Here is an 11,737-nt window from a genome sequence, read left to right on the forward strand (position 1 = left end):
TCCATGCCCTCCACCGGCATGCCGTCGCCGAGCGGGTCGAGCACCTCGGCGCGTACCGCCTTGAGCCACGTGATGCCGCGCAGGCGGGCGACGAGCTCGCCGAGCAGCGCGAAGCCGACGTTGGAGTAGTGGAAGCGCCGGCCCGGCCGGTGTTTGAGCTCGCCGGGCCCGAGACGGGCCATCAGCTCGGCGGCGGGCACGCCGGGGGTGCGTTCCCACCAGTCGGTGGGCGGTTCCGCGGTCAGGCCGGCGGTGTGCGACAGCAATTGGGCGATCGTCAGGTGCCCCAGCGGCGCGCCGGGCAGGTGTTCGTGCAGCGGGTCGGTCAGCCGTAGCGCGCCTTCGTCGCGCAGCCGCATGACGACGACGGCGACCATGCTCTTGGTGATCGATCCGAGCCGGTACTGGGTGGCGGCGGTCGGCGCGGCGCCGTCGACGCGGCCCCGCCCGCCGAACCATGCCGTCGCGCCGTCGCGCACGATCGCGGCCGTCAGCGACGGCACCCTGCATTCGGCCTGTTCGACGGCGAGCCTGCGCAGCAGCGCCCGTGCCGTCCTGTGTCCCACCTGCGTCATGGGCGACAAGATTAGCCGCCGCGCGCGGGCCGGGTCGGGCCCTTTCGCCCTGACCGTCCGCCGGGGCCCGCCACCAGGGTCTCCGTCGCCGGAGGGCGTGCGCGGCCGGGTGTCCGCGTTGCCGAAATTTCGTGACGGCACCGACGATTTTCTACCGGTTCGGTGCTATCGCCGCAGGTAGGGTGTGCAACAGACCGATGGTCTGGTCCCCCACGGATGAGTCTGATCCCGCACAGTGAAGGGACCGGAGATGGCGGACAGCGGCCCGCGTGCCTACTTTCTCATGCTCCTCGGTGGTTTCCGGCTGATGGCCGGTGACGAGCAAATCGTGCTGTCCAGCGGATCGGAGCGCCTGCTGGCGTACCTGGCGCTCAGCAGGAACACGGTGACCCGCTCGGTGATGGCGGCGGCGCTGTGGCCGGGGGCGCCGGAGCGGCGGGCGCAGGCCAGCCTGCGTTCGGCGCTGGCCCGCCTGGACGGGGACGGCCGGCGGCTGCTGCGCGTCGACTCGAGCGGCCTCGGGCTGTGCCCGGAGGTCGGAGTGGATCTCGACGAGGCCAGGTCGCTGGCGCGGCGCCTGCTGGACCCGCTGGAGCCCCCGCAGGACGGCGACGTGTGCGCCGGCTCGATCGAGGTGCTGTCGGACGGCCTGCTGCCCGGCTGGTACGACGAGTGGGTGCTGGCCGCCTCGGACGAATGGCACCAGTTGCGCCTGCACGCGCTGGAGGCGTTGTCGGGGTGGTTCCTGCGGGCGGGGCGTTTCGCCGAGGCGGTGGCGGCGGCGGGCGTGGCCGTGCACGCCGAACCACTGCGGGAAAGCGCTTACGCCGCCTTGATGGACGCGCATCTGGCCGAGGGTAACCAGGCGGAGGCGCTCCGTCACTTCCAGGCGTTCGAACAGAATCTGCGCGACGAACTCGGCATCACGCCGACGCCCCGCTTGCGCGAGCGGGTCGCGCATCTGCTCGCTGACCGCCCTCCCCTCATACGGACCCCGTCACGGCCCGGTAACGCCCGCATGACGGGCCGGTGAGAAGGCATTCGCCACGCTGTCGGAAGACGCCGGACCACGGCGACGGCATCGACCGTCACGCCAGGCCCGGCGACCGCAGAAAAAGGGGGAAGCATGAAGCGCTCCAAAGCAGGCGTACTGCTGCTCAGTCCAGCGCTCATCGCCGCACTGGCCGTCGAACCGGCCGTTGCCTCGGACGCCTCTGCCGCGTCCATCGCCCAGAACCTCACCGCGACGACCTCCACCACCATGCACAGCGCCACCGAGGAACTCGCGCAGCCGCCGCGGCGCAGGGCCAAGAGGCGCCGCTACAACCAGGGCCGCAGGGACGGCTTCGCCGACGGCCGCAACGACTGCCGTTCCGGCAGGGACCACGACCTGCAGACCTCCGGCGCCGGCGCCTACCGGCGCGGCTTCCGCGACGGCTACAACGAGGGCTTCCACAGCTGCACCCGGCCCAAGCCCACGCCGAGCCCGACCACTCCCGCTCCTGGCGGCGGCGGTGGCGGTGGCGGCGGAGGTGGCGGAAACTGATCCTTCCGTGACCGGCTGACCAGGGGCCTCGCCCCGCGCGCGAGGGGTGAGGCGCCCGGCCCGTGACTCCCAAGTCACCGGGGCTCCGTCCCGCCACGGGACGGAGCCCTTCCTCGTGCCGTGCCCCGTCCCCCGGCGGCAGGACACCGCCTGGCAGGAATGGGCACACGCCGATAAGGTCCGATCGTGTGGGGCGATTGAGGACCGGATCCGGGCCGGCCGAGGACCTGCTCATCGAACTGGACCGCGACGCCGGGATGGCACTGCACCGGCAGATCGAGGCGTCCATCCGCACAGGCATCCAGGCCGGCCGGTTGCGGGCGGGCGCGTCGCTGCCGCCCACCCGCGCCCTCGCGGCCGGCCTCGGGGTTTCCCGCGGGGTCGTGGTGGAGGCCTACCAGCAGCTCGTCGCCGAGGGCTACCTCGCCAGCCGATCCGGCGGTTACACCCAGGTCGCCGCGTCGATGCCGCCGGCCGCCGCCGGCGCGGGCGCTGCGGCTTCGACGGCGCGGCCGGCAGCGGGACCGGCCGCGCGCGGAGCCGGCTTCAGGGTCGACTTCGGGTACGGGCGCACCGACGTGTCGCAGTTCCCGCGGGCCGCCTGGCTGCGCTCGGTCCGTACCGTGCTCACCACCGCGCCCAACGACCGGTTAGCCTACCTCGATGGGCGTGGCGTTCCGGAACTGCACGAGGCCCTGTGCGACTACCTCAACCGGGTGCGCGGCACATCGTCCGTCCCGGGCAACGTGGTGATCTGCAACGGCTATGGGCAGGGCATCTCGCTGCTGATCCAGGTGCTCGTCCGGCACGGCGCCAGGCGGATCGCGCTGGAAGACCCGTCGTCCAACGACGACGTCCGGGTGCTGGCCGGGGCCGCCGGTCTGGACGTGGTCGGCATCCCGGTGGGTCCGGAGGGCGTTCAGGTCGATGCGCTGCATCGTTCCGACGCCGATGCGGTCGTGCTCACGCCGTCGCACCAGTGGCCCACCGGGGGAGTGCTGTCGGCTGCGGCGCGGGCCGAGGTGATCCGCTGGGCGAAGCGCCGCGGCGCGCTCGTGGTCGAGGACGATTACGACGCGGAGTACCGCTACGACCGGTCGCCGGTGGGCGCCATGCAGGGCCTGGCGCCCGATCATGTCGTCTACTGCGGTACGGCCAGCAAGACGCTCGCGCCGGGGTTGCGGCTCGGCTGGCTGGTCGTGCCTCCCCGGTTGGTCGCCGACGTCGCCGCGGCGAAGGTGCTCGCCGACCGAGGTTCGCCGGTCATCGACCAGTTGACGTTCGCGGACTTCCTCGCGCGCGGCGAGTTCGACCGCCACCTGCGCCGGATGCGTCCGGTGTACCGCCGCCGCCGCGACGCGCTGCTGGACGCCCTGCGCACTCACCTGCCCGAGCTGGAACCGGCCGGGATCGCCGCCGGGCAGCACGTGGTCGCCTGGCTCCCGCCCGACCTCGAGGAGGCGGCGGTGGTGACGGCCGCCGCCCGGCACGGGCTCGGCGTCAACGGCGTCGGCCCGTACCGGATCGCCGGCACCGGACCGGGCGGCCTCATCTTCGGCTACGCCATCCTCGGCGAGCGCGCCATCGCCGAGGGGGTCGCGTTGCTGGCGAAGGCCATCCGGGAAGTACGCGGGGCCTGACCCGCTGCGCCGGCGGCCCGTCCGGGGCATGCATCAGTGGGCGGGGCGGATGTTCTGGTTCAGGTGGAACACGTTGGCCGGGTCGTACGCGGTCTTCACCGCGGTCAGCCGGGCGAGCTTGGCGGCCGAGTACGCCCGCCGTACGCCGCGCTGCCCGTCGGCCAGCTCGTCGGCCGTCAACGAGTTGACGTACACCCCGCTCGCGTACGGCTCCAGCGACGCGCCGGCGGCGCGGGCGGCACCCATCCTGGCGTCGTCCTCGGCCGGGTCGGTCCAGCGGGAGCCGGCACCGAACTCGAACATCGTGCCGCGGTGGCTGAACGCCGCGTCTGCTTCCGGGACATCGGCGATCGCGCCGCCGTGCGCCTGCAGGCCGACGCCCGGCAGGTACGGGCTCGCGCTCAGGTCGGCGCCGCCGCGCAGCAGGAACGCCTCGATCGCCGCGGTGGGGAATCGCCGCAGGTAGTGCCCCTTGGAATAGCGGCGGTAGGCGTGACCGCCGGTGGAGTCGTCGCGCCGCTGGAGTTCGAGGTACGACGGTGTGGTGACCCGTGACGCGACGGGGCGCCCGAGCGCCCGCATCGCGGGGAGCAGCCGGCGGCCCTCGGCCGGGTCGCCGACCCACACGAACCCCAACGTGGCGATCGGGCCGGCGGGGCCGCTGCCGACGCTGGCGGTGAACGTCGCCTGCCGGGGCGCGACGGCGTTCAGGTCGCGCCAGCCCTCGATGACCGGGACGGCGTCCTCGGCGCGGAAGTCGAACTCGGCGACCAGCGTCCGCGTGCCGGTGCGATGCAGCTGGAACTCGAACTCGGTGACGATGCCGAAGTTGCCGCCACCGCCGCGCAGGCCCCAGAACAGGTCGGGGTTGTGGGTGCGGCTCGCGGTCACCACGTCCCCCTCGGCGGTGACCATCGTGTAAGAGACGACGTTGTCGCAGGCCAAGCCGTACTGGCGGGCCAGCCAGCCCATGCCGCCGCCGAGCGTGAGCCCGCCGACGCCGGTGTGTGAGACGTTGCCGGCGGTGGTGGCCAGGCCGTAGGCCTGGGACGCCCGGTCCAGCGCACCGAGCAGCGCGCCGCCCTGCACCCGGGCTCGGCGGCGGGCCGGGTCGATCCGCACGCCGCCCATGGGCGTCAGGTCGATCATGAGACCGCCGTCAGGCACGGCGAAGCCGGCGACGTTGTGGCCGCCGCAGCGCACGCCGATCTCCAGGTCCAGTTCCCGGGCCATCCGCACGGCGGCGACCACGTCGGCGACGCCCGCCGCGCGGACGATCATGCGTGGACGCCGGTCGACCATGGCGTTCCAGACAGTACGGGCGGTGTCGTAGCCGGCGTCGCCAGGTGTGAGGAGCCGGCCGTCGAAGCGGGTCGCTGTCGTTGTCATGCCCCTCAGCCTGGCAGGAATTGGTACATGCGATAAGGGCCGATCCTGCGGGCCGATTGAGGACCAATTTCCGGTCGGCCGAGGACCTGCTCATCGAGTCCGCCCCCGGTATTGACGCCTTCCCGGGGAGCTTGTCACTTCAGGACGCCTTTGGATCGGGGTCTGGACAGCCGTGCCTCTTTCGGCGCCCTCCCATCTCGTCGGAGAACGGCCACCGGTGGGCGGCGGCCACCACAGCGGACGGCTGCTGTGCGGCGTCACCGCTGGGCGTGTGATCGCCTGGTCGGCGAGTGCGGAGGGCTGAGCGCGCCGGGCACCCGGGTGTGGGTCGCGTCAGCGCGCCGCGGCTTGATACTGACGGATCAGCCAGGTGCCCTCGAAACGCTGGGCGACGACGGAGAGACGAATGGGAAAGGTCTCGCCGGTGCGAGCGGTGAAGGTCACATCCGCGAACCCGCCCACGATCCCGTCGCACAGCGTGTTCGCCCGCAGCACCTCCACGGTCGCTACCGTGCCCTCGGCAACGTTGTCGTAGTACCCGGCGACTTCGGCCGGGCCGACCATGAGCCGCGGGCTGATGCCCTGGAACAGGGCGTCATCGGTGAACAGCGAGACTAGGTCTGCCGTCCGATGGTCGTCGAAGGCCCTCTTCCAGTGGCCCAAGAGCTCGGCGATGACGCCGTACGCGGTGGGTTCCGTGCTCGCGTCCGGACGCCCGGTTCCCGTGATGCCGGTCGTTTGATCGCCGCCAGCATGCGGGGCGGTGCCACCCGTGGCGGCTTCCCCGGCGGGGACGTTCAGGCCGCTGTGGAGGACTTCCCGTTGCCATTGGCGTCGCGGCTGGCTGTGCAGCCGCCAGTAGTGTTCGGCGATGTCGTCGGGGTCGAAGGCTGTACCTGGTGCGACGGCACCGGCGACGGTGACGCTGGCCACGTGGACGCCGGAGGGCCCATATGTCTGGTCGAGGAGGGTGACCAGGGTTCGCACGCCGGCCTTGCCGAGCGAGAGGCTGACATATTGCGGCTTCGGTTCGGGCATGCCGCCGGTGATGATGAACGAACCGCTCCGGCGCCGCGCCATCGCGGGCGCGATGTGGGCGGCGGCGGTGAGCGCGCCCACCACGTTGACCGCCCAGGCGTCCAACTGGGCGCGTGCCGGCAGCTGTCCGGGCGTGTCCGGCTGGATGATCGCCGCGTTGTAGACCACGACGTCGGGAAGGCCCAGCTCATCTGACGCCGCGTCGAGGGCGGCGCGCAGCGCCGTCTCATCGGTGCTGTCGGCGGTCAGCGACACAACCGGCACACCGAAGGACGAAACCGTTTCGGCCACGTTGGCGAGCGTTCCGGCGCTCCGTGAAATGAGCGCGACCGGCAGGCCCTCCCGGGCGAACCGCCGGGCGACCGACCCTCCGATCCCTGGACCGGCTCCGATGACCACTGCTCCCGGCATTACCGACTCCTCAGCTGGATGATGACTGGCCATCGGGACGTTAAGGTGTCACATCGGTGTGAAGGTCAATCTCGGCGCGAAGGAGCATGCAGAGCGGTGCCCCGGCCCGCAAGACGGGTCAGCCGGCGTGCCGCGCCAAGAGCAGGCGTGCTTCGGCCGCTACAGCTCGCAGCGGCGGGTAGTGGGGCGGCCTGGCCGGGGTCTTCGGCGGCATTGACGAGGCGGCGGAACGCGCGCTGTCGCGCATCGCCGGCGAACTCCAGCCAACCGCGGATGTAGACCCAGGTCCCATCGGCCTATCGTGCGGCCCTGAGAGGGCGTTACGCGAGTGGTGCCCTATTTGTCCTTTGCCTTGGGGAAGGCGGGCCGGTCAGCCCGGCGAGTGGAGGGCCAGGTCAGCTGTCGGCGAGCCCTGCAACCGCCGTAGACTCGAAGAGCCGGGTAAACCCGCGGATCCGGACCGGGACCACCAGGGATCGCTGCCCCAGGAGGACGTTATGCGGCAGACAAGACTGGCCGGCGAATCGGCGGACTACCTCGCCGCCCGCGAGGAACTGCGCCTGGCCGAGATCGAGCTCATGCGCCACCGCGAGAAGATCGCGGCCCAGCGACGGGCGCTCCCGCAGGGGCCGCCCGTCGACGACTACGTCTTCATCGAGGGCCCCACCGACCTCGACGCGGGCGACGCCCCGGTCCGCGAGGTCTCCCTCGGCGGGCTCTTCACCGCGCAGGACCGCCCGCTGATCGTCTACCACTTCATGTACGGCAAGCTGCAGACCGATCCGTGCCCCATGTGCACCCTGTGGATCGACGGCTATAACGGCATCGCCCACCACGTCGCCAGGAACGCCGACTTCGCCGTCGCCGCGGCAGCCGACCTGCCCGCCCTGCGGCAGCACGCCCGTAACCGCGGCTGGCGCCGGCTGCGGCTGCTGAGCTGCGGCGACAGCACCTTCAAGTACGATCTCGGCAGCGAGGACAAGGAAGGCGGACAGGACTCCACCATCTCCGTCTTCACCCGCGACGGCGACGGCGCGATCCGCCACTTCTACTCCGCTCATCCCCGCATGGCCGACGACATCGACGAGCGCGGCATCGACCTCCTCGCCCCTGTCTGGCACCTCCTCGACCTCACCCCGCACGGCCGAGGCGCCTGGTACCCGCACCTCGACTACTGACCTTCGACCAGTCGGGCTCGGCAGGTGTCCAACCTGTCGCCGGATTCCCCGCTGGCTGCGGAGGGCAGGCGTGAGGTGGGGTGCGCGGGTGAACCGGCGGGGTCAATAACGAGGGCGCTGGCGCCGGGCGATGATGGCGGCCTCGAGGCGGCCCCGAGGTGGCCGATCAGCTGGTCTTGGTGACGCGCTGGATGGCCTCGATCAACGCCCAGCGCAGGATCGGCGGGCCTGGCTTGGTGATGTGGCTGCGGGCACGCTCGGTGTCCGGTTCGCGGTGGCGCGGGGTCAGGCCCGCCTGCGAGCACATCGAGGATCGCGCGAACCTCCTCCTTCTCTGCACTGGCTGGTGGCCTGCGACTCAGAGCAGTTGCGTCCGCACGAAGCCGAGGAGCAGGACGGTGAAACCGCCGATCTCGGCGATGATCAGTGCGACCATGAATGCGGTGGTACCACCGACCTGGTCACGAAGCTGGTTGTCGGTGTCGCGGCGCCAGCCGTGATAGACGTACGTGCCGATCGCGCCGACGAAGAACAGCACGACCGCCCCGGCGGACAGCAGGTTCACGATCGCGTTCCAGCCGCTGAACTCGACAAACGTGGCGACCAGCAGGGTGGCGAACGAGTAGAGGAGAGCGGCACGGTGGGCCGTGTCCACGTACGGATGGGCCAGGTGGTCCTCGGACCCGGCCATCTGCCTGTATTTCCACACGCCCAGCGCCAACGCCCACAGGAAGATCAGCCCAGCCGCCAGCAGGACGACTCTGGTGTCGGTCCCCAGTTCCATCTTTGTTTCTCCCGTGGTTGCGGCATTGCGGTGACGGTCGGAACCGGCGCTCTGTCGGGTGCTTTCCGTGGGCGTGCGGGAACCAGCAGCATCATCCGGCGGGTTCCGAAAGATCGGCGAGCTGTCCGTCGAACAGCATCAACCCGCCGAAGAACAGCGTGTAGGTGGCGATCGCCCAGGTGAGCGCGGTGCGGTCCAGCCGCAGATCGGCGCCGATCTCGGGCAGGGCGACGTTCACCGCGGTCACGCGCGGATCAACATGAGCCGGCCACGCTGATCAGCGCGAGCCTCGCCCAGCGGCGCGGTTGTGCCGGGGCCGCGGGCTTGGGCGGCGGGCCGCGCGGGCGAGGGATGAGACATCGGGCACTCCGTTTCTGGCGGTTGGAGGGATGGTGATGACGCCGGAATCCCGCCAGCAGAAGTCGTACAGATGTGTACGCGTTTCATCATAAGTCGAACAGGGTTGTTCGACTACCTTCTACGCTTGAGAGATGGCGCACACCACAGACCGCGGTGGCCGGAAGGCCGGGACGCGCAAAAGGGCCGACGCCGAACGCAACATCGTGGCGATCATCGCCGCGGCCACCGAGTCCTTCGCCCGTGACCCGGACGCCAGCATGACCGACATCGCCAAGGCCGCCGGTCTGGGCCGGGTCACCCTGTACGCGCATTTCCCGTCCAGGGAGCAGTTGCTGAGGACCGTTCTCGCCGAGACGATCGCCGAGAGCACCCGCATCATCGAGGCCGCCTCACCTGCTGAAGGGCCGCCCGCCGAGGCGTTGGCCCGGATGATCCGGTCCTGCTGGCCGCTGCTCAGCCGGTTCGGCAGCCTGCACGCCGCCGCGCAGCGCGCCCTGCCCGCCGACGAAGTACGCCGCCGCCACGATCGGCCGATGGCCCATGTCGAACGACTCGTCGCCCGTGGCCGGGCGGAGGGGGCCTTCCGTACCGACCTGCCGGTCGAGTGGCTGGTCACCACCGTCTACACACTGCTGCACGCGGCCGCCGACGAGGCCGCCGCCGGGCGACTGGCCACAGAGGCCGTCGGCGAGATCCTCGAAAAGACCCTGCTGGCCGCGCTCAAGTCCGAGTAAGAGCATCGAGTAGCAATCCGCCGCCGCCTCGGCAGGCCCCTCCGCACAAGCAAGGCCATGCGGGGGAGCTCATGACCGAAGGCCACGTGCCCGGAAGCGGACTTGCGCAGGGCCGCTGAGCTGACGCATCCGGCGGACGGTGAAGCGTGGGTCGGACAGCACCTCACGGACCAGGGCGTGCAGCAAGCCTTGCACGGGCTGTCCGATGTCCAAGCCTGCCGTGGTCTCCGCCGGCGATCGGCGACCCGGCGAACCGGATTGCAAGTCGCATGTAAGTCTGCACGTCTAGACATGCATATGTGGATCAAGACACGTCATTCGCGTGAAGACGGCGTTCCATCCGTCGTCGCCGCGAATGAGCACCGATCATCTTGGTACGAAGCCGACTCCATAGAAGGATGGGAGCGCTCCGCATGGCGCTGGAGATCAGATTCCTCGGCCCGTGGCAGGTCCTGGCCGGCGACGAACCGGTCCGGCTCGCCGGGCAACGACGAATCGGTGTGCTGGCCAGGCTCGCCCTGGACGCCGGGCAGGCCGTACACGCCGAGCGGATCCTCGCCGACGTATGGGGAGACAGCCCCGCGTCGACCGCGACCAAACAGCTCCATATCGTGGTCTCCAAGCTCCGTGAAACCCTCGGACCGCACGCCGTCGAGATCATCCAGACCGTACCCGGCGGCTACCGGCTCGCGCTCGAACCCGACCACATCGACGCGCACCTGTTCACCCGCCTGGCGAAACGCGCCCGCACCGCTCAGGCGCAAGGGGGCGGGGCCGCCGCGGACGCCCTGTTCCGCACAGCCCTGCGGTTGTGGCGAGGCGAGCCGCTGGCCGGACTGACCGCCCCCTGGGCGCGAATCGAAGCCACCCGCCTGGGAGAGGAACACCTCGCCGTCCTGGAAGACCATGTCGATCTCCGCCTCGCCGCGGGCGACCACCACGCGGTGGCCGCCGACCTGGCCGTACACGTGCGGGCCCATCCACTGCGCGAACGCCCCGCCGCCCAGCTCATGCTCGCCCTGCACCGCGCCGGCCGCCCATCCGAAGCGCTCGCCGTCTACCAGAACACCCGCCGGATCATGATCTCCGAGCTCGGCATCGAACCCGCCGCGGAACTACGCCGCCTGCATCAGGCCGTCCTGATCAAGGATCCCGCCCTCGACCTGACCACCCCGGCCCAGCAGGTCACGGTCAGCGAACCGTACATTCCGGCCGAACTGCCCGCCGACGCCCATGACTTCACCGCCCGCGCCTCCGAGATCCACAGCCTGCGCACCGCACTCGGCCCCGCCGGCGGACCCACCCACGCGCCTGCCATCACCGTGATCGACGGACCCGGCGGCATCGGCAAATCCGCCCTGACCGTCCACGTCGCCCACGCCATGGCCGCCCGATTCACCGACGGCGTCATCTACCTCAATCTGCACGGATCCACCCCGGGGCTCGACCCGCTGACCCCGGCCCAGGCCCTGCGCCACCTGCTGCGCTCCCTCGGCCTGGACGGCGCCGCCGTCCCCGCCGACCCCGGCGAGGCCGCCGCCCGCTACCGCTCCCTGACCGCGACCTGCAACCTGCTGGTCATCCTGGACAACGCCCGCGACGTCCGCCAGATCCGCCCGCTCATCCCCGCCGGCCCCGGTTGCCGTGTCCTGATCACCACCCGGGACCCGCTGGCCACCCTGGACAACGCCCGCCACCTTCACCTGGGCATCCTGGACGACGCCGACGCCGCCGCCCTGCTGTCCCGGCTGGCCGGCCCCGACCGGGTACGCGCCGAACCGCAGTCGGCCGAGCGGATCGTCCGCCTGTGCGGTGGCTTCCCCCTCGCCCTGCGGATCGCCGGTGCCCGCCTGGCCGCCCGCCCCGACTGGACCCTGTCCGACCTGGAAGTGCGGCTGGCCGACGCCACCCGCCGCCTGGACGTGCTGGAGTACGCCGACCTGGCCGTCCGCGCCAGCGTCGCGGTCAGCCACGACCACCTCCACGAGGAACCCACCGGCCAGGACGCCGCCCAGCTGCTGCCCCTGCTCGGCCTGCTCGGCCTGCCCGCCCACACCCCTGTCTCTTATACCCATCTGACGC

General features: G+C 71.3%; 12 protein-coding genes. 6 read left to right on the plus strand and 6 right to left on the minus strand.

Features of this window, described 5'->3' with window-relative positions:
* Positions 1-575, minus strand: a 575-nt coding sequence (locus E1292_RS46300) for a serine hydrolase domain-containing protein (RefSeq protein ID WP_132606165.1), incomplete at its 3' end; no start/stop codon positions are given.
* 250 nt (positions 576-825) lie between these two features.
* Between E1292_RS46300 and E1292_RS46305 the strand changes: the two genes are divergently transcribed.
* The 3 genes from E1292_RS46305 (at position 826) to pdxR (ending at position 3,761) form a co-directional block, all read left to right on the plus strand.
* Complete coding sequence (locus E1292_RS46305) at positions 826-1,608, plus strand: AfsR/SARP family transcriptional regulator (RefSeq protein ID WP_132606166.1); 783 nt, start codon at positions 826-828, stop codon at positions 1,606-1,608.
* A 93-nt stretch (positions 1,609-1,701) separates the two neighbouring features.
* Positions 1,702-2,121 carry a hypothetical protein gene (locus E1292_RS46310; RefSeq protein ID WP_132606167.1) on the plus strand — a complete coding sequence of 140 codons (420 nt, stop codon included), beginning with the start codon at positions 1,702-1,704 and terminating at the stop codon, positions 2,119-2,121.
* A 188-nt stretch (positions 2,122-2,309) separates the two neighbouring features.
* Positions 2,310-3,761 (plus strand): MocR-like pyridoxine biosynthesis transcription factor PdxR, encoded by a 1,452-nt coding sequence (gene pdxR / locus E1292_RS46315; RefSeq protein ID WP_132606168.1) that lies wholly within the window; start codon positions 2,310-2,312, stop codon positions 3,759-3,761.
* 33 nt (positions 3,762-3,794) lie between these two features.
* On the opposite strand, the gene E1292_RS46320 is transcribed toward pdxR, so the two are convergent.
* Both E1292_RS46320 and E1292_RS46325 read right to left on the minus strand, forming a co-directional pair.
* Positions 3,795-5,150: an FAD-binding oxidoreductase gene (locus E1292_RS46320; RefSeq protein WP_132606169.1), complete on the minus strand. Its 1,356-nt coding sequence runs from the start codon at positions 5,148-5,150 to the stop codon at positions 3,795-3,797.
* Positions 5,151-5,483: 333 nt separating this feature from the next.
* Positions 5,484-6,599, minus strand: a complete 1,116-nt coding sequence (locus E1292_RS46325) for an SDR family NAD(P)-dependent oxidoreductase (protein ID WP_132606170.1) — start codon at positions 6,597-6,599, stop codon at positions 5,484-5,486.
* A gap of 497 nt (positions 6,600-7,096) precedes the next feature.
* Here E1292_RS46325 and E1292_RS46330 point away from each other — a divergent pair, with 497 nt between their 5' ends.
* Complete coding sequence (locus E1292_RS46330) at positions 7,097-7,777, plus strand: DUF899 family protein (RefSeq protein ID WP_132606171.1); 681 nt, start codon at positions 7,097-7,099, stop codon at positions 7,775-7,777.
* Between the two features lie 166 nt (positions 7,778-7,943).
* Here the strand turns inward: E1292_RS46330 and E1292_RS46335 are convergent, their stop codons facing one another.
* From E1292_RS46335 to E1292_RS51945, 3 genes are all read right to left on the minus strand, one after another.
* On the minus strand, positions 7,944-8,084 hold the full coding sequence (locus E1292_RS46335) for a transposase (protein ID WP_132606172.1): 141 nt from the start codon (positions 8,082-8,084) through the stop codon (positions 7,944-7,946).
* 51 nt (positions 8,085-8,135) lie between these two features.
* The gene (locus tag E1292_RS46340; RefSeq protein ID WP_132606173.1) at positions 8,136-8,561 is read right to left on the minus strand and encodes a hypothetical protein; all 426 of its coding nucleotides are present in this window, start codon (positions 8,559-8,561) and stop codon (positions 8,136-8,138) included.
* 91 nt (positions 8,562-8,652) lie between these two features.
* Complete coding sequence (locus E1292_RS51945; protein WP_165975107.1) at positions 8,653-8,808, minus strand: MFS transporter; 156 nt, start codon at positions 8,806-8,808, stop codon at positions 8,653-8,655.
* A 244-nt stretch (positions 8,809-9,052) separates the two neighbouring features.
* Between E1292_RS51945 and E1292_RS46345 the strand changes: the two genes are divergently transcribed.
* Positions 9,053-9,655: a TetR/AcrR family transcriptional regulator gene (locus tag E1292_RS46345; protein WP_132606174.1), complete on the plus strand. Its 603-nt coding sequence runs from the start codon at positions 9,053-9,055 to the stop codon at positions 9,653-9,655.
* A 413-nt stretch (positions 9,656-10,068) separates the two neighbouring features.
* The coding region (locus tag E1292_RS46350) for an AfsR/SARP family transcriptional regulator (RefSeq protein WP_181958409.1) at positions 10,069-11,737 on the plus strand (1,669 nt) is incomplete at its 3' end.

It is taken from the genome of Nonomuraea deserti, assembly GCF_004348685.1.
Classification (GTDB): domain Bacteria; phylum Actinomycetota; class Actinomycetes; order Streptosporangiales; family Streptosporangiaceae; genus Nonomuraea; species Nonomuraea deserti.